The organism is Blautia luti, assembly GCF_033096465.1.
Classification (GTDB): Bacteria; Bacillota; Clostridia; order Lachnospirales; family Lachnospiraceae; genus Blautia_A; species Blautia_A luti.
Genome location: NZ_AP028156.1, coordinates 3,213,867 through 3,232,363, shown reverse-complemented (window position 1 = coordinate 3,232,363; position 18,497 = coordinate 3,213,867). Strand labels below are relative to the sequence as shown.

At 41.7% G+C, this 18,497-nt stretch carries 14 protein-coding genes; all 14 read left to right on the top strand.

All coding sequences use genetic code 11. The features are described 5' to 3' along the window. Positions 1–145 precede the first annotated feature (145 nt). On the top strand, positions 146–979 hold the full coding sequence (locus R8695_RS14940; protein WP_154779545.1) for a hypothetical protein: 834 nt from the start codon (positions 146–148) through the stop codon (positions 977–979). A 67-nt stretch (positions 980–1,046) separates the two neighbouring features. Continuing rightward, entirely contained in the window at positions 1,047–2,165 is a 1,119-nt protein-coding gene (locus R8695_RS14935; RefSeq protein WP_154779546.1) for a DUF4428 domain-containing protein, read from the top strand. Positions 2,166–2,382: 217 nt separating this feature from the next. Then, the gene (locus R8695_RS14930; protein ID WP_154779547.1) at positions 2,383–4,050 is read left to right on the top strand and encodes a histidine kinase N-terminal 7TM domain-containing protein; all 1,668 of its coding nucleotides are present in this window, start codon (positions 2,383–2,385) and stop codon (positions 4,048–4,050) included. Further along, positions 4,005–5,390 carry a sensor histidine kinase gene (locus tag R8695_RS14925; protein ID WP_154779548.1) on the top strand — a complete coding sequence of 462 codons (1,386 nt, stop codon included), beginning with the start codon at positions 4,005–4,007 and terminating at the stop codon, positions 5,388–5,390. The genes R8695_RS14930 and R8695_RS14925 overlap by 46 nt, the downstream gene beginning before the upstream one ends. Continuing rightward, the gene (locus R8695_RS14920) at positions 5,374–5,964 is read left to right on the top strand and encodes a DNA-binding response regulator (protein ID WP_243139432.1); all 591 of its coding nucleotides are present in this window, start codon (positions 5,374–5,376) and stop codon (positions 5,962–5,964) included. Before R8695_RS14925 ends, R8695_RS14920 begins: the two co-directional genes overlap by 17 nt. An 88-nt stretch (positions 5,965–6,052) precedes the next feature. Then, positions 6,053–6,904: a hypothetical protein gene (locus R8695_RS14915; protein WP_154779550.1), complete on the top strand. Its 852-nt coding sequence runs from the start codon at positions 6,053–6,055 to the stop codon at positions 6,902–6,904. Between the two features lie 58 nt (positions 6,905–6,962). Beyond that, complete coding sequence (locus R8695_RS14910) at positions 6,963–7,487, top strand: hypothetical protein (protein ID WP_154779551.1); 525 nt, start codon at positions 6,963–6,965, stop codon at positions 7,485–7,487. A 70-nt stretch (positions 7,488–7,557) separates the two neighbouring features. Next, positions 7,558–9,294: a leucine-rich repeat domain-containing protein gene (locus tag R8695_RS14905; protein WP_154779552.1), complete on the top strand. Its 1,737-nt coding sequence runs from the start codon at positions 7,558–7,560 to the stop codon at positions 9,292–9,294. A gap of 208 nt (positions 9,295–9,502) precedes the next feature. Beyond that, the gene (locus R8695_RS14900; RefSeq protein ID WP_154779553.1) at positions 9,503–10,783 is read left to right on the top strand and encodes a hypothetical protein; all 1,281 of its coding nucleotides are present in this window, start codon (positions 9,503–9,505) and stop codon (positions 10,781–10,783) included. 247 nt (positions 10,784–11,030) lie between these two features. Beyond that, positions 11,031–11,765 carry an acyltransferase domain-containing protein gene (locus tag R8695_RS14895; protein ID WP_154779554.1) on the top strand — a complete coding sequence of 245 codons (735 nt, stop codon included), beginning with the start codon at positions 11,031–11,033 and terminating at the stop codon, positions 11,763–11,765. Positions 11,766–12,098: 333 nt separating this feature from the next. Further along, entirely contained in the window at positions 12,099–13,454 is a 1,356-nt protein-coding gene (locus R8695_RS14890; RefSeq protein ID WP_154779555.1) for an ABC transporter substrate-binding protein, read from the top strand. A 97-nt stretch (positions 13,455–13,551) separates the two neighbouring features. Then, positions 13,552–14,445: a carbohydrate ABC transporter permease gene (locus R8695_RS14885; protein WP_154779556.1), complete on the top strand. Its 894-nt coding sequence runs from the start codon at positions 13,552–13,554 to the stop codon at positions 14,443–14,445. A 4-nt stretch (positions 14,446–14,449) separates the two neighbouring features. After that, entirely contained in the window at positions 14,450–15,313 is an 864-nt protein-coding gene (locus R8695_RS14880) for a carbohydrate ABC transporter permease (RefSeq protein WP_118511592.1), read from the top strand. 191 nt (positions 15,314–15,504) lie between these two features. Continuing rightward, positions 15,505–17,763 carry a hydratase gene (locus R8695_RS14875; RefSeq protein ID WP_118511594.1) on the top strand — a complete coding sequence of 753 codons (2,259 nt, stop codon included), beginning with the start codon at positions 15,505–15,507 and terminating at the stop codon, positions 17,761–17,763. Positions 17,764–18,497 lie beyond the last annotated feature (734 nt).

Sequence of the window (18,497 nt, the reverse complement as noted above, 5' to 3'; positions counted from 1 at the left end):
TCCAAAAAATTACATGCATACTGTCAGAAGTGCTAGTGTAAATATCTGAGCGTTCACGTATAATGTAGATAAACAAAAAATCTTCTCACAAAATTAAGTAAAAAAGAGTCCGAGGAGTACATTAAAAAAGAAAGGAGATGTTTGTATGAGTAAAAAAATGAGGTTGTGGATGGCAGGAACAGTAGGAGTCTTAATGGCAGGCTTTATGAGCGTAAGTGTTTATGCCCTTGAAGAAAAGGATGTTATTGGAACCTGGTATGTAAATGAGCTTTCTATGGGCGAAGGTGCATCCTTTCATCCGGGGGCAATGGGAATGGAAGTGACCGTGGACATTAAAGAAGACGGTAAAATGGAAACAACAAGTTCTGTTTATGGGGAAGAGCCTGAAGTAGATGAATCAGAGTGGAAAATAGAAAATGATAAAATTCTGATGACTCATAATGATCAGACAGAAGAATGTGAGTACAAGGACGGTAAGATAACCTTAACAGCAGATGGAACGACAATGATCCTGAGTCAGGAAAAGGAAGAGTATGAGCCTTATGTACCGGGCAAACCGGTAGAAAATCCAACTATGAAGGATTTTGAAGGAGAATGGAGCTGTACTCTGATGGAAGCATTTGGAATGCAGATGCCGGTTAATGCTGACTTTACAGGATTTGAAATGAGTATGTCTGTGGAAGACGGAAAGGCTGAAATTATCTTAATAGAGAGCGGAGAAGAGACAAAAGTAGAACTTCAGGGCGACGTGGAAGGAAACGCACTGGTATTAAAGGCTGTAACAGAGGATGAGGCAGGAACTATGTTTTTCAGTCTTGATAATATGAAGTTCAATTTACTGGATGATGGAAAACTGTGTTTGATAGCAGAAGACGATGCAGAGGAATCTGATGACGGCGAAGAAGCAGACGATGCTGAAACCGGTGAAGATGATTTTTCCGTAAAGACATATTTTGAAAAAATAGTTGTTACAGAATAAGGTAAAATACTGCCGCACCATTCCGGGGCGGCAGTATGGGTTTTCAGATAAAAAAGGAGGATAGGGTATGGGATTATTTGATAAGAAAATCTGTGACATCTGCGGAGAGAAAATTGGGTTATTGGGAAATCGAAAACTGGATGACGGAAATCTGTGTAAGGATTGTGCGAAAAAATTATCACCATGGTTTGAGGAGCGGCGGCACAGTACAGTAGAGGATATCAAACGTCAGCTGGAATATCGTGAAAAAAACAAAAAAGCGGTAATGGACTTTTGTATAACCCGTCAGATCAATACCAGAAATTACAATGTTTTTATTGATGATAATAAGGGGAATTTTACTGTTGCACGGAAACTGGATGTCAATGAAAACCCGGACATAGTTCCTTTATCAGCCATTGTACAGTGCAGAGTTGATGTAGATCAACAGCAGCATGAGGAAACATATACAAAGGATGGAGAAACTGTAAGTTATCAGCCTCCGGTATATAAATATGAATTTGATTATACCATGCGTATTAAAGTGAGAACTCAGTGGTTTGATGATATGGATTTTCGCCTGAATACTTTCTCCATAAGCAGTGACAAAAGAAGAGAACTGATGGAAGTGGAGCAGACCGCTTATCAGATTATTGCGGCACTGACACCAAATGCAGCGGGAATGCAGCCCGGAATGCCAGGAATGAACATGAATGGAGGGATGCAGCCCGGAATGCCGGGAATGAACATGAACGGAGGAATGCAGCCTGGGATGCCGGGAATGAACATGAACGGAGGGATGCAGTCTGGGATGCCCGGGATGAATATGAATGCGGGAATGCAGCCCGGGATGTCAGGAATGAACATGAATGCGGGAATGCAGCCTGGAATGACCGGGATGAACATGAACGGAGGGATGCAGTCTGGGATGCCCGGGATGAACATGAATGTGGGAATGCAGCCCGGGATGCCCGGAATGAATATGAACGGAGGGATGCAGTCTGGAATGCCGGGAATGAACATGAACGGAGGAATGCAGCCCGGAATGTCCGGAATGAACATGAACGGAGGAATGCAGCAGACGGGAATGTCAGAAACGAACATGACCGGAGGAATGCAACAGAATAACAGTTCGTGGAAATGCCAGTGCGGTGCAGAGAATACCGGAAAGTTTTGTGAATACTGTGGTCAGCCAAGACCATTTTAAGCAATGGGAAACAGAGTGGACAGGATTGTTCACTCTGTTTGTGATAAAAACTCTGAAAATAGATGATTCTTCTGAAAACTATATGATAAAATAGTGCTTTATAGTATAATTATTACAAAAATAGGTTGGGTGTGTTTGAAAAATCATTCCCGCAAATTGTGACGCACATCTTGCGTAAAGCATTTTTCAAACCCGCTCCGATGAAAGAGGAATTTTCATGACATACAGTAAAAAGAGGGCTCTGTCATATGGAGTGATTTTGATAAGTGTGTTGCTGGCTTATTTCTGCAGGCAGGCGAGACCGGAAAATGTTTTTATGAGAAATCTGGCAGATCAGTGCCGTAACTGTATTTATCTGGGAATGTACTGTGCCTGGGTGATTTATCTGGAAAAGCATGTAGTACATAGAAAAACGCGCAGATGCCTGACTGCAATTGGCTGTCTGATGGTATTCTGGTTCTTTGTGCGGACAGTGAAATTTCATATTCTTCATGATCCTCTTGGAGAACATATCTGCTGGTATCTATATTATATTCCAATGATTCTGATTCCGGTTCTGGGTTTGGCAGCAGCAATGTTTTTGGGCGAAAAGGAGGAAGAGAAAACGGTCAGAAAGGTTATAATTCTGTTGACTGTGGCAGCGATATTGATCGTAAGTGTTTTTACAAATGATTTGCATCAGCTGGTATTTCGTTTTTTCAAACAGCCCCCATTTTCGGATGAAGATTACAGCTATGGCATTGTTTTTATGGTGATTCAGGGATGGATCTTGATCTGTCTGACAGGGATGGAAATTATTCTGATCAGAAAAAGCAGAATTCCGGGAAAGAAACAGTTCTGGCTGCCGGTGATTCCGGGAATATTGCTTCTGGGATGGAATATCGGAAATATACTCCGCCTGCCTTTCATCAAAATTATTGCAGGGGATATGACGGCAGTGTGCTGCCTTTTAATGGCAGCAATTTTTCAGGGATGTATATTATGTGGATTGATACAGACCAATAATCGATATTTTGAATTATTCCAGACTTCCGGAGGACTGGATGCAGAGATTACGGATCATTCTTTTCAGCGCTATTATCATTCCGGCGATTTCCCGGAGCTGTCGTCTGAACTGCGTAAAATCATAATAGACAGATCATCAGTACAGGAACAGGGAATCCGGATCAACCATATTCCTATAAGGGGAGGACATTTGTTTTGGTCAGAGGATATTTCGGTACTGCTGGATCAGTATCAGGATATTCGGGAACAGCAGGAGGAACTGACTGCCAGAAACCGTCTGTTACAGAAAGCTTATCAGAAAGAGGCTGAGCGGAGAAAGACAGAAGAACAGAACCGTCTGTTAAATATGATACAGAATCAGACCGCCGGTCAGCTGGAATTGCTGTCACAGTTTATGGATGAGCTGGAACGGACAGAATCAAGGGAACAATATGATCGGATTCTCGGTAAAATTGTAGTTGTTGGCACATATTTGAAGCGGAGAAAGAATCTGGTACTGACACAATATGCATCAGATGGAAATCTGCTTACAATGGAAGATCTCAGACAAAGTCTGGCAGAATCCTGTGACAGCTTAAAATTATGCAGGATCCGGGCTGCTTACTACGTGGAAAATGTGGATGTGCAGCTGAATGCAGATGATATACTAAAATGCTATGACACCTTTGAATGGCTTGTGGAACGATTGGTTGATATCATGCAATCTGTTTTTTACCGTGTATCACAGATGGATGATGCTCTGCGGATCTCTGTTCATATTGTATCAGAGGTGGATCTGCGTGGAGTCATGTCAGAAAGACCGGAATTAAAAGTGCAGCAGGAAGATGAAAACGAATGGTTTATCAGTTGTATCGTCTTCAGAAAGAGAGGCGGAAGATGATCGATTTTGTGGAATGCGGTATGGCAATGCAGGATTTTCTGATGATTCTTTTTGAAATCTGCCTGGTTTTGGAACTAATTCTCCTGTTGGTAAGAATCACCTGTTTTTCCGGAAAAAAGAAAATCGTAACGGCAGTGGCTGTCTTTGCTGTTTCTTTTATGTTTATGGGCGTTCTGATGAATGATCACAGATATTGTCTGGGAGAAAGTTTCTATCAGCCAATGCTTCAGGGGTATCCGTTCAGCGTTTTAATGACGGTGGTTATAGGATTATTGCTTTATCTTTGCTGGGCAATCCGGAGCGAGAGACGCAGATATCATCATTCTCTGTCTTACTGGTCTGTGAATGAGGCTGTGAATGACGTTCCCTGTGGAGTCTGTTTTTCGGATCCTCTTGGAAGGATTGTTTTGTGTAATACCAAGATGCAGGAACTGAGCAGAATCATGACAGGTTCTTATCTGCAGGATTATGAAGCATTAAGGAAAGCAATGAGTGGGGAACCTGAATCGGGAGGTCTTTGCAGATTGAGCAAAGACAGCAATGTGTTTTATTTTCCTGATGGTTCTGTCTGGATGTTTCAGGAATATGGTCTGCAGGAGCCGGATTGTGCAGGATATCTGCAGACAGTGGCAGTTAATGTATCAGAAATTTATTACAATGGTGAAAAGATCAGGGTAAACAATGAAAAGCTGGAAATCCTGAATCATAAGCTGGAGGAAATGTACGAAAAAATCGGAGATAAAATCAGAGAGCAGGAGACGCTTGTCATGAAAATGCAGGTTCATGACAATTTTGGACGAAGCCTTCTGTCAATACGCAGAATACTGGAAAGAAAAGAAGATCCGGATAAAATGGATAAACAGTTGTCTGTATTGAAACATCTGGTTTATATTCTTACCGGTTCTGCTGTTGAGAGTATGGAAGAAGTATATAAGGATACGATCAGACATGCAGAAGAGCTTGGAATTTCAGTTCAGATCAGTGGGAACTTTCCGCTGCATACATCTTACAGGTTACTGACAGACAGAGCAATCCGTGAATGTGTGACAAACTGTGCCAGACATGCCCATGGCAGTACTGTTTGGGTGAAGATAGACAAAGGTGCAGATGAATACAGCATCCGGATCACCAATGATGGAGAGGCACCTGACAGAAATGCGGAAGAGGGCGGTGGTTTATCTGCGCTGAGAAAGGCCGCTGAATCAGGAAAATGCAGGATGCAGGTTTCTTTTTCCCCTGAGTTTTGTCTGATATTGAAAATGCCTCTGGCAGAAAGGATGGGATTCGATGGTACGGATATTGATAGTAGAAGATCAAAAGATCATGCAGAAGTATTTTGAATATATTATTATGCAGGAGCCGGAATTCCGACATGTCCAGACAGTGTCAGATGCACGTGAAGCTGTAAAAATCTGTGGTTATTCGGCAATTGATCTTGTGATCATGGATGTGCAGACGTTTCATAATCATGATGGGCTCAGTGCCGGAAAAGAGATCAGGGAGAAGCATCCCTATACAAAGGTATTGATCGTTACTTCCCTGATTGATCCCAAGGTGCTGGAGAGAGCAAAAAGTGGATGCGCAGACAGTCTCTGGTATAAGGATCACGGGGAAGAGGAAATACGGAGTGTGATCCACAGAACTTTAAATGGTGAGCATGTATTTCCGGATGTGACACCGAAGGTGGAGCTTAACTGGATCACAAGCGGCGATATCAGTCCCAGGCAGATTGAGATGCTCCGCCTGTATATCCGTGGAATGTCATATTCAGAGATTGCCAGGGAAATGAAATGCTCTACCTCCGGGGTGAGATGGAATTTTCAGGAAATGATCACCAGGGCAGGATACAGCTGTAAAGAAGACCTGATAGCGGCAGCATTGGAAAGTAAACTGATCGTAACTACATTAAAATAGAAATCTGATAAACTGCGAAGTTATTCTGTTATGAGCAGAAAGCGAAGCGGAGTGCAAATGTCTGTTTGACAAGAAGGGAGATGAGAGTATGAAAAAATATTCGGTTGTTGTATGTATTTGTGCGGTACTGTTTTCTGTTGGTATCCATGGCGGAGGTATGAGAGAAGTATTTGCCAGAGCACCTGGGGCAGATGAGAATCTGGCAATTCTGCAGGACATTATCAGGGAAAATGAATGTCAGGCCGGAATGGCATTTCTGGGATATACCTATGAAGGTGCAGAGGCAGCAGAGATACTTGAATATACCAGACAGGGAGAAGTGGCAGCTGCGTATCCTTTTTTACAGGATGGAACAGTGGTTGATGCAGGGGGATATGAAATTTATGCCATTGTCCCGGGGGATGACTGCAGGGTCAGCGTTTATCCGGCTCAGCCTACGGAAGAAGGGGAATATCTGGATGATCTGAATGCCCCATATTATACGGGGCAGGAGAATGAAATCATTATCCTGCGCTGCAATGTGAGTGAGATTCATTCCAATGTGATGGTTTCTGTACAGAAGCAGAATATGAGTGTGCAATACCATCCGATGGTGTCGTTAAAGGATGGTCATCTTGCAGCAGAAACTCACTGCTATGATTTCTCCATATATTATAATTGGGATGAGTGTGATCCCGGGTATGATTCGGAACTGGATATCAGGATTGCCAGAGAACAGCTTTCAGAAACAGATGAAGTCAGCTATTACCTTGGTCTTGGGATGTCTTTGTGGTATACAGGTACTGAGGAGTACATTGAAGGAAGAAATTGTCCGGTATTTGTTCTGGGAACGGATCACGAGGATCATTTTACAAAAGAACATTATTATGCAGTAGGAGACAATGTGGTTTATTATTATGATCCGTCAGGTGATGCATGGATTCTGCTGGGGGCAGGCTGACAGAAGCTTCACCAACATATTATAGAATTTTGATTAATCAGAGAAAGAGGAAACAGACATGAATGATTTTTTGACAGAAAAAAATAAAAAAGCAGGGGTGTTGGGGAAACTGAAGTGGGTTCTTTGTGGCTTCTGCATACTTTTCTCCCTGGGAGCCATTGGTGCATCGGAGAAGTATATTGGTGAAGGACGCTGGGGAATGGCAGCAACAGAGATTCTGCTCTGTCTGTTATTTTTATATCCGACTTTCAGGGAAGTTCAGAAAGCATTACGGAAGAAAAAAGCCAGGGAAATTGCCTGCTGGTTTGAATCTTATGCCCAGAATACGGTCTCATTTGAAAAACTTGAACAGGAGCTGGGAAAAGGTGCAGTAAAAAATCTGGAAAAATTTATTGCCAGGGGATATATCCGGAATATCCAGATAGACAGAGAAGGAAATTATATTATGATTACTGCACCAAACAGACGTGTAAATGAAAAGATTTATATTACAGTTACCTGTGCCAGCTGCGGTGCAAAAAATCAGGTAATAAAAGGACGTCTGAGCAATTGTGAATATTGCGGACAGCGCCTTAACTCATGATAAAAGCTCTATGAGTGAGAGGAGGAAAATGGTTATGTAACTAAAGGAAGGATTCAGAAAGGAGAAAGCTATGAAAAGTTTAAAAAGAGTGATGCTTCCGATTGTATTTTTGTGTGTTTGTCTTTTGTGTGCATGTGGTGAGAAAAAGCCTGAAGAAGCAGCGCCCACAGCAACTCCTGCACCTACGGCAACACCCACACCGCTGCCGGAGTATAAAGAATATGATTATGTGGAGGGGAAATTTACGGTTACTCTTCCCTATGAAGCAGAAGAACCGACAGAAAAAGAGAGCTATCTGGAATTTACAGATCCAGATGGGAAATGGACAATGACACTTGCTCCCATAACAGCGGGACAGCTTTCTAATCGCATTACGGAGCTTGAATATGCACAGAATGCCCGTGAAGGAGGCGCAAAGCAGGTAAAAACAGAAGAAACCACCATCAGCGGTATGAATGCAATTGTATTCAGCTCTAATCTGGATGAAGCTAAAAACGGACCGGATCAGACTGCAGTATATCTGGGAAGCGGAGAATATGCTGCAATTCTGAAATATGAGGATCATTATGTAGGAAACTGGGATGGTCTGAAGATTGAAGTAAAAACAACAGAGCGTTTTGATGATATCTATACTGTGATGGAAGATAAGCTGATACAGACTGTGATGAAGGGAATAAAATTCCAGGAAGGAATTGAGTATGAAGAGGTGACTGCCAAAGGAATTTCCGTGAAACTGCCAACCCGGTGGCAGGGCAGAGAATATGCAGAGTTCTTTGTGAATGGAAAGATTCATTGTGCTTATGAGGGTAACCTGAATATTCAGATCGTCCACTTCCCGGATGCAAAGAAAAATGCAGAAAGAAAGGCAGACGGAGAAATAAAAGAAACAGATGTGGGAGAAAGCCATTACTATGTGGCATGCCGCAGGGAGGAAGGAGACATTACTCTTTACAGAGATCTGACAGATCAGTATATTTTAAGCATACTGGTGAGCATTCCTGATTGTCTGGAAGAAGAACTCTGGAAATTCCTGGACAGGGAAGAGATGAAAACATTGCTGGAAAGTCTGGAGATTGACCTGGAACAGCTTGAGGAGGAACAGCAGGATAATGGCGGCTATGAGAAAAATGGCTATGAGGAGCTGAGTGGTTATACAGGAGAAGGAACGGAGCTTGTTCTGCCTTCCAGCATTGAAGACACGGTAATGAATGGTGTTGCTAGACTGGCATTTAAGGATAATACAAAGATTACTTCTGTTGAAGTTCCGGAGGGAATGCGCTATATTGATGTTTCAGCATTTGAGGGCTGCACCGGTCTGAAAAAAATAACACTTCCGGATTCTCTGACCTGGATTGGAGGCTATGCTTTTTCAGGCTGTACCAGTCTGGAAACTGTGGTTTTTGGTAATCAGGCAGTAGAAATTGACGGATCTGCATTCAGAGATTGTGTAGCCTTGAGAGACGTGGAACTGCCTGCCAGTGAAAATTATCTTTGGGATTCCGCTTTCAGTGGGGCAGGAGCCGGGGGATACATACATATAGGAGATGGTTCAACAGTAAAAGGCTGTTGCTTCATGGACACTGGATTTGAGGAAGCTGTCTTTGGAAAGGAATGTATTTTCGAAGGATTCGGAACCTTTTCCGGATCAAAAATCAAAAAGATCACATTGGGTGAAGGGATAACGGAATTACCGTCAGCATTTGCTTCCTTCTGTGATAATCTGGAGCAGGTAGATATGCCGGAAAGTCTGACGAAAATACCGGATGACTGTTTTTCGGCAAGTCCAAAGATGGAAAAAGAACAGTAGATTTATCAGATGTGTTCAAACAAAAATAGCGGCAGTGCTGCCCCTGTCCTCATAATTTTTATTGGCTGTCGGGAAGAACTTATCCAGACGCAAATGGAGGGGCTTTGTTCATTTCGTGGTAGGATAATGAAATCAGCATTCTTGTAAAATGAAAGAAAAAATGTTATTATCCTATTAATATGATGAATGATTTAGGAGATGATCAAGGGTGAAGAAAAAGTCGCTTCTTCGTATGGGGGCAGTTTTGTTATCTTACGGATTTATGATAAATGCAATGAATGTAAATACAGGGATGGTTGTAATGGCTGAGGAATTTTCGGCAGATGAAGACACAGAACCGGAAGATACAACAGATCAGGATATTGCCGGACTGCCGGATGGAGAGGAAAATACAGAAGATACAGCATACGGAAATGCAGAAAATCAGAATGTTGAAGAAACACAGGATTTTCAGGATATTATAGATGCTGAAGGAAATACGGAGAACACCATAGAGGAACAGACAGAGATTGTACTTCCGCAAAAAAGTGTAGTTATGCCATTTTCAGATTTTTTACCCGTTCAGGAACAGGAGAATATTTTCTTATTGAATTCTTACAGTGATCTTTATCTTCTTCATATCAAAAACGATTCAGAAGTGACGTATACAATTTCTTTTAATCAGGTATTGAGAGAATCAGATGTGGTTTTGTACCTCTTTGATTCGGAGAAGAACAGCGTAGTGGATCAGGAACCTGTGCAGGATATAATGGATTTTAATGAAAATGACACAGAGCTTTGTTTAAATTTGAAGCCTTCTTCAGATTATGTTCTTACAATTTTCAATGCAGAGAACTATGAAAAACTTGGGTATACATCGAGGATAGTAACCGGGCAGAATCAAAAGAATGAAACACCTGCAGAAGAAGAGACAGGAGATTCAGACAGTGGATATTCGACAGATTCACAGGATCAGAGCGAATCGGAAGAAGTAATACTCACTTCTGTAAAACTGGAACTGGATCAGGATCTGGAAACTGTTCCAGCTAGGTTTGCGAAATACTTAAATACTCTTAAGGTTTATTCAGTGACGCTTATATATTCAGATGGATCAGAAAAAATATTGGATAAATCGAATGGGCAATATGATCTGGATGTGAAGTATGAGGATGAAAAAGAGTCAGAAAAAACTGTTCGGAGAATCTATCATGCTACGCTAAATGAACCTGCAACCGGAAAAATATTTGAAGATACTAAGAGTGTCGTTTTGGGAAGTAAAGATCCGGCAGAGATAAAGACTGAAGAAATGACAACTTTAAGGGTGAGTGGAAAAAAGAAATGGATTATGGTTCGGTCTACTCCGGGTATTACCGGCCGTTATGCGTTGAACAGTAGTAAAATGGTGAAAAGTATTTATTATGCTCCGGATGATGGTGAGATTGTTTGCACAGAAGATATTCTTAACCTTCATCAGGGGATTCCATACAATTTTCTGATTAAATTAGATTAATAGGGACGGAGTTTTCTGGCCTTTTCACTGTCCCACATAATAAATAAACAAATTCTATCCGACAGAGAGTCTTGCGTTAATACCAATGATTCCTCTGCAGGGTAGGATTTTTATTTTATGAGACAGATTTTCCAGCCTCGGTGGACTACAGAAATTATACAGGATTTCTACCCTGATATACCAGTTGCCCACACCTCACAATAGAATATAGAAAAAATCAAGCATTTACAGAAAAGGAGCTCATTTCATGAAATTATCAGAATTATGCAAAGAAATCAATCTTCCACAGGATGTCACCGAAAGAGTATTGGATGAAGAAAAACAAATGAAAGCCCAAAACAAAAACACCGTCCCCGCTGACCTCACCTCCCAACTCCTACGTGTCTGCGAAACTCACACAAAATACCTGAACAAGGGAATAGACGAGAAAATCTTCACAGACACCATGAAGTGTTTCACCCGTTTCATTAAGGAATGCAAGGATAGAACCGGTAAGGCGGAATTCGATCGCGGCTGGTGGACTCACCGTCAGATTAATATGGTGCTTTTCAGGATCGGGGAGCTGGAGTATGAGCTGACACAGTCCCAGGGCAGAAATGCAGTGAGTGTTCATATTCCATCGGATGCGGAATTTACGCCGGAGAAAGTGGATGAATCCCTGAAGCAGGCAGAAGAATTTATGGCAGAGTTTTATCCTGATTATAAAGATGTGGAATATTTCTGCGAATCCTGGCTTCTTTCCCCGAGGCTGGGCGAGATTGTAAAAGAGACATCAAATATCGCGAAATTTCAAAAACGTTTTCGCATCTTAGAGGATCTTCCGGATGACAAAGAATACATGGAATGGCTCTTTGGTGCGAAAGCGGATACTCCGGTACAGGAATTGCCCGAAAATACTTCACTTCAGAGAAAAGTCAGGGAACTTCTGGCAAATGGAGGAAATCTGGGTGCAGCAGTAGGAATTATGGAGAAAATGCGCTAAATTATTAACGAAAACGATTACGTTAAAGTTTGCAAAACAGAGTAAAAATACGCAAAATGTCGAAAAAAATAAAAAACAAACAAAAGAATACGAAAATCTGTTAAGAATAAATAACCAAAAACATAGACTAAATATGTAGCAGATTATACAAACCGCATAATTTAAGCAAAAAACCCATTGACAAATTGGGTAAACTGCTGTTTAATAAAGGAAAGAAAACGATTAAGTAAATTCAATTCAAAAAAAGCTTAATCGAAAAGAGTGTTTCGAAAGTAAATTGAGAGACATCTCCACACGAACGAAATTATTTTTAATTTAAAAGGAGGACACACAATGAAAAAAAAGATTATGGCAGTTGCCCTGGCAACAGCAACAGTTACATCAATGGTAGGTGCTGTAGGCGTTAGCGCAGCAACAGATGTTGCTAAGAGCGATCTGGCTTACAAGGGCGAGCTGGAGATCATGCATTATTCCACATCTGAGGAATCAGAAGGAAATGGCGGTTCTGATGGATTCCGTACAGTATTAGCTGCATGGCAGGAAGCTCATCCGGATATCACACTGAACGAGAACGTACTTGCAAACGCTGAGTACAAGACTCAGATCGCTACTCTTGCAGCAGCAGATAACCTTCCGGACGTATTCTTACTTCAGGGTATGAACACAAAAGCATGGGCTGAGCAGGGACTGATCATGGATCTGACAGATACCATTAAAGCTTCTCCGTACTATGATCAGTATGATCAGGATTACTTTACACCATTTAAAGATGGCGACAAACTTTATGGATATCCTGTACTGACAGGTGGTACCTGTACAGTAGTTATCTATGATAAAGCAATGTGGAAAGAAGCCGGATACGATGAATTCCCATCAACATGGGAAGATGTTGAAAAAGCATCCGAATATTTCAAAGATCAGGGCATTGATACAATCGCATTTGGTAACGGCGGTAAATGGCAGGCAAACAGTGACTGGTTATCAACATTAGGTGACAGATACACCGGTAAAGATTGGTTCCAGAGCTTAATTGACAAGAGCGGTGCCGCATTTACAGATGAAGCATTTGTAAAGGCTCTTACAGAAACACAGCATCTGTTCACAGAAACAGATATCTTTAATGAAGATTATAACTCTGTAACAAACGAAGACGCTCGTGAATACTACATCTCTGGTGATGCAGCAGCATTCATCGGCGGTAACTGGGATGAATCTTACATCGCAGCAACTCTGAAAGACAGTGACGAAGAGAAATTCAATAACATCGGATTTGCAGTTCTTCCACAGCCTGCAGATGCAACAGAAGATCCTGATTCTCAGAACATTGGTCTTGGATATGCAGTAGCAATCAATCCTAAGGTTGCTGATGATCCTGATAAATTAGCAGCAGCTATCGATCTTGCACAGGAAGTTACAGGACCTGCATTCTCTACATATGTAGCAGAGAACTATGCACTGAGTGGATTAACAAAGACAGACGATGTTGACCTGAGCAAATTTGACCAGATAACACAGGATTTCTACAACTATTCTTATGTTGACACAACAAAATGTGAAATCTATGATTCCTACATCAACAGCGCTGTATGGGATGTTCTTAACACAGACCTCCAGACTATGATGAATGGTGAAATGTCTCCGGAAGATGTAGCAGCAGATGCTCAGAAAGCATACGAAGAGAACTATTAATAGATTTGAAAGAAATATAAATCTATAAACACTGACCGTTCTGCCCACAGTGGTGGGCGGAACGGTTTTGTGTGGTTATGAAAGAGAGGTACAGCGTATGTTGACTACAATTAAACCTAAAAAGAAGACGCTTTTCTTATATTTGTGTCTGCCTGTTGCCATGTTTGTTTTCACAGTATTTGTTCCATTGGTAACAGCACTTGTATACAGCTTTTTCGAATGGAAAGGCGGCCCGCAGAAGACATTTAACGGATTGACAAACTATGTTCAGCTGATTCATGATTCCACATTCTGGCAGTCATTTGGACATAATATTTATCTGGTAATCGCTTGTATCATCGGACAGGTTGGTATTGCGTTTATCCTGGTACTTATGGTAAATGCGAAATCCACGAAACTGAAAGGAATGCATCGTACATTCGGTTTCTTCCCAAGTACGATCGCAGCTGTATGTATTGGTTTGATCTGGAACATGATCTATCATAACAAATATGGTCTGATCAACTGGTTTCTGAAAGCTATCGGCAGACCGGATCTCTGTCAGGTTTGGCTGAATAATTCAGACATTGTTATGCTTTGCGTAACGATTCCTCTGATCTGGCAGTTCATTGGTTATTATATGGTAATTATTCTTTCTGCTATTTCTTCTATTGATACAGAAATTTTTGAAAGTGCACAGATTGACGGAGCTAATGGTATCCAGACAGCATGGTACATTACTCTGCCGTTGATTAAGAACACAATGCTTGTTTGTATTACCCTTTGCGTAGCAGGTAATATGAAAGCTTTCGATAATATTTATGTTATGACAAAAGGTGGTCCAGGTACAGCTTCCATGGTTATGGCGATGTATGGATATCAGATTTCATTCAGCCAGAGTAACATGGGTTATGGTAGCTGTATTTCCGTAGCAATCTTCGTATTGTCACTGATCGTTATCGGTGGATCACAGGGCATCATTAAGTATCTGACCAGGGAAAAGGAGGCATAAGATTATGAATACAAACGCAGTACCTAAAACTCATAAAGTGAGAAAAGGGATCGCGTCAGTGATCATGAATGTAATCCTGATCATCTTCTCCCTTTCCTGTATTTTCCCGATCGTGTGGATGGCATATTCTTCTCTGAAAGAGAAACGTGTATTTAATGCAGACATCATGGGTCTGCCAAAGAATCCTACACTGATCAACTACATAAAGATCCTCAGCAATAAAGATTATCATCTGGGTCAGTCTATGATGAACAGTGTAAGAACAACTGTGATTTCCATTGTTCTTATCATTATATTCAGCTTCATTGTAGGTTACATTCTGGCACGTGTACATTTCAAACTGAACCGTATCCTGTATGTAATGTTCCTGATGGGTATGCTGATCCCGATTCATTCCCTTCTGGTTCCTATTTATGTAGTATTCCAGAGATGTGGAATCAACAACAGATGGTTTACACTTCTTCTTCCATACGTATCTTTCGGTCTTCCGATCGGTATTTTCCTGGTAGAAGGTTATGTAAAAACAATTCCGGTTTCACTGGAAGAGGCTGCAGCGATTGACGGAAGTAACTTTACCCATACTTTATGGACTATTATTCTTCCAATCTGCCGCCCGATTCTTACAACTATCGCGATCATTCAGGTATTCAGTTGCTGGAATGAATTCTCATTCGCCCTGGTTCTTCTGAAAGACGTAGGACTGCAGACAGTACCACTGGCACTGACACAGTTCAAAGGACAGTTCGCTTCTGACTATCCGAAACAGATGGCAGCCATGCTGATCACTATGGCGCCTGTAGTTGTTCTTTACTTTGCATTCAGTAAAGAGATCATCAAAGGTATGGTATCAGGAGCTGTTAAAGGCTGATATTTATCAATCCCCTGGAAAGTGTGGAACTCCTTACTTTCCAGGGTTTTTTTTACCCTTTTCATGTCTGGCGAGGGTACATGGTACTTGATTATTCTTCTTAAATACTCTATAATAAATTTATATTTCTGCAAATTAGCGTGCCAAAGTATTTATTGGCTATGCAAAAAAACGACAATGGAGGATACACAATGAAATTATACGATACCGGTGTCTATTTGATGAATGGCCAGAAAATCGTACCGGAGGCTCAGGCAGATATCCTGGTTTCCAGAGAAGAAGCTGCGAAAAATACCATCGCCTATTCTATCCTGGAATCTCATAATACTTCCGGAAATATGGAAAAGCTCCAGATCAAATTTGATAAACTGACTTCTCATGATATTACATTTGTAGGTATTATTCAGACAGCACGTGCTTCAGGACTTGAGAAATTCCCGGTTCCTTATGTACTGACCAACTGTCATAATTCCCTTTGCGCAGTTGGCGGAACCATCAATGAAGATGATCATATGTTTGGACTTACCTGTGCGAAGAAATACGGCGGCGTATATGTTCCGCCTCATCAGGCAGTAATTCACCAGTTCGCCAGAGAGATGCTTGCCGCAGGGGGCAAAATGATCCTGGGATCAGACAGCCATACCAGATATGGTGCGCTGGGAACCATGGCTATGGGAGAGGGCGGCCCTGAGCTGGTTAAACAGCTTCTTTCACAGACATATGATATCAATATGCCGGGTGTAGTTGCCATTTATCTGACAGGATCTCCTCGTCCGGGCGTAGGACCGCAGGACGTAGCCCTTGCCATTATCGGAAAAGTTTTTGCCAACGGTTATGTGAAGAATAAAGTAATGGAATTTGTGGGACCTGGTGTTGCTAATTTAAGTGCAGACTTCCGTATCGGTGTGGATGTTATGACTACTGAGACAACCTGTCTGTCTTCTATCTGGCAGACAGATGAGAAGATTCGGGAGTTCTATGAGATCCACGGAAGAAGTGAAGATTATAAAGAACTGAAACCGGGTGATGTAGCTTATTACGATGGATGTGTGGAAATCGATCTGAGTGAGATCAAACCAATGATCGCTATGCCGTTCCATCCAAGCAATACATATACCATTGATGAGCTGAAAGCCAACCTGGATGATATTCTTGCTGATGTAGAGAAAAAGGCGCAGGTAAGTCTGGATGGAAAAATCCCGTACACATTAAGAGACAAGGTAATTGACGGTAAATTATATGTAGAGCAGGGAATCATCGCAGGCTGTGCAGGTGGTGGATTCGAGAATATCTGTGCTGCTGCGGATATCCTGAGAGGAAGCAGCATTGGTGCAGATGCGTTTACTTTAAGTGTATATCCGGCAAGTACACCGATCTATATGGAACTTGCGAAAAATGGTGTTCTGGCTGATTTGTTGGCTACAGGAGCAGTTGTGAAAACGGCATTCTGCGGTCCGTGCTTCGGCGCAGGTGATACTCCGGCCAATAATGCTTTGAGTATTCGTCATACAACCAGAAACTTCCCGAACCGTGAAGGTTCCAAGATCCAGAATGGCCAGATTTCTTCTGTAGCTCTGATGGATGCCCGTTCTATTGCTGCTACTGCAGCGAATAAAGGATTCCTGACTTCTGCGGAGGAATATACAGGTGGTTATACAGGTCAGAAATATTTCTTTGATAAGACAATCTATGAGAAGCGTGTATTTGACAGCAAAGGTGTGGCTGATCCAAGCGTAGAGATCCAGTTTGGTCCGAATATCAAGGACTGGCCGGAGATGGCAGCTTTACCTGAGAACTTGATCGTGAAAGTAGTATCTGAAATCCATGATCCGGTTACTACTACAGATGAATTGATCCCGTCCGGTGAAACTTCTTCTTATCGTTCCAATCCGCTGGGACTGGCTGAGTTTACTTTGTCCAGAAAGGATCCTGCTTATGTGGGTCGTGCGAAAGAGGTTCAGAAGGCACAGAAAGCGATCCAGGATGGAAAATGTCCGGCAGAGGCTCTTCCGGAACTGAAACCTGTGATGGATGTGATCAAGAAGGATTATCCAGATGTGAATAAGGAGAATCTGGGAGTTGGAAGTACGATCTTTGCGGTGAAACCAGGAGATGGTTCTGCACGTGAGCAGGCTGCTTCCTGCCAGAAGGTGCTTGGCGGCTGGGCAAATATTGCCAATGAGTATGCGACGAAGAGATATCGTTCCAATCTGATCAACTGGGGTATGCTTCCGTTCCTGATCAAGGAAGGGGAATTGCCGTTTAATAATGGAGATTATCTGTTCTTCCCGGAGATCCGGAAGGCGGTTGAAGAAAAGGATGATGTGATCAGAGGGTTTGTTGTTGGAGAGAATGGTCTTAAGGAGTTTGAGGTGGCTCTTGGGGAGCTTACGGATGATGAGAGGGAGATTATTCTTAAAGGATGTTTGATTAATTATAATAGGAAATAGGGTGTTTGTTGAAGCGCGGTTGCCTTTGGGGTGACCGCGCTTTTGGCGCCAATGAACCAATAGGGACGTGTTCCTATGGGACGCCACGTGTAAGGCAATAGAATGAAAAGTCTGAAAAATATGAAATATATGAAAATATTATGAAATTAATACAGAAATAATAGAAAATATAATAAAAAATAATTAAAAATACGAATAAATGTATTGACAAATTTGAGGGAGGGTGGTATGATAAGTACATCAAAGGAACAGAGAAATTAAATAAGAAATTCATTCAATTCATAGTATATATAATTTATATAAGTTACAATGAATAAGGATGAAAGGTGAGAAAGGAGCTGGGTGATTCCGTTGGGACAGTAGTTAGTGAATATTCTCAATATAAGAATGATGGGTGTCGCGTTTCCTGCGAGAAAGACCGGATACATTCTGAAGTGAAGAAATATTATTTTCCATTGAATTATACGCACAGATTTGGAAAGTAAATTGTATCCTAGGTGATTATAGAAGCGATATCTTATATTGAACAACCGTCATGGACCTGGTACAGAGATTTCAGTGAATATGTAAAGAAATATTTTTCTGAAGGGTATAACCCTCAGCTCAATAGTTGGCCCGGAAGATGAGATTCGGGGAACATAGAAATTGTTGGTGAGAACGATATCCTGAGATGTATATCAGATTAGTGAGGATATAGATCGAAACTTTGCACCGGAAGAATATCGAGAGTACAT

What these genes read in the sequence shown, in the direction of transcription:
- R8695_RS14940 (WP_154779545.1), top strand. Translation starts at nt 146, where the DNA reads ATGAGTAAAAAAATGAGGTTGTGGATGGCAGGAACAGTAGGAGTCTTA.
- R8695_RS14935 (WP_154779546.1), top strand. Translation starts at nt 1,047, where the DNA reads ATGGGATTATTTGATAAGAAAATCTGTGACATCTGCGGAGAGAAAATT.
- R8695_RS14930 (WP_154779547.1), top strand. Translation starts at nt 2,383, where the DNA reads ATGACATACAGTAAAAAGAGGGCTCTGTCATATGGAGTGATTTTGATA.
- R8695_RS14925 (WP_154779548.1), top strand. Translation starts at nt 4,005, where the DNA reads ATGGTTTATCAGTTGTATCGTCTTCAGAAAGAGAGGCGGAAGATGATC.
- R8695_RS14920 (WP_243139432.1), top strand. Translation starts at nt 5,374, where the DNA reads ATGCAGAAGTATTTTGAATATATTATTATGCAGGAGCCGGAATTCCGA.
- R8695_RS14915 (WP_154779550.1), top strand. Translation starts at nt 6,053, where the DNA reads ATGAAAAAATATTCGGTTGTTGTATGTATTTGTGCGGTACTGTTTTCT.
- R8695_RS14910 (WP_154779551.1), top strand. Translation starts at nt 6,963, where the DNA reads ATGAATGATTTTTTGACAGAAAAAAATAAAAAAGCAGGGGTGTTGGGG.
- R8695_RS14905 (WP_154779552.1), top strand. Translation starts at nt 7,558, where the DNA reads ATGAAAAGTTTAAAAAGAGTGATGCTTCCGATTGTATTTTTGTGTGTT.
- R8695_RS14895 (WP_154779554.1), top strand. Translation starts at nt 11,031, where the DNA reads ATGAAATTATCAGAATTATGCAAAGAAATCAATCTTCCACAGGATGTC.
- R8695_RS14890 (WP_154779555.1), top strand. Translation starts at nt 12,099, where the DNA reads ATGAAAAAAAAGATTATGGCAGTTGCCCTGGCAACAGCAACAGTTACA.
- R8695_RS14885 (WP_154779556.1), top strand. Translation starts at nt 13,552, where the DNA reads ATGTTGACTACAATTAAACCTAAAAAGAAGACGCTTTTCTTATATTTG.
- R8695_RS14880 (WP_118511592.1), top strand. Translation starts at nt 14,450, where the DNA reads ATGAATACAAACGCAGTACCTAAAACTCATAAAGTGAGAAAAGGGATC.
- R8695_RS14875 (WP_118511594.1), top strand. Translation starts at nt 15,505, where the DNA reads ATGAAATTATACGATACCGGTGTCTATTTGATGAATGGCCAGAAAATC.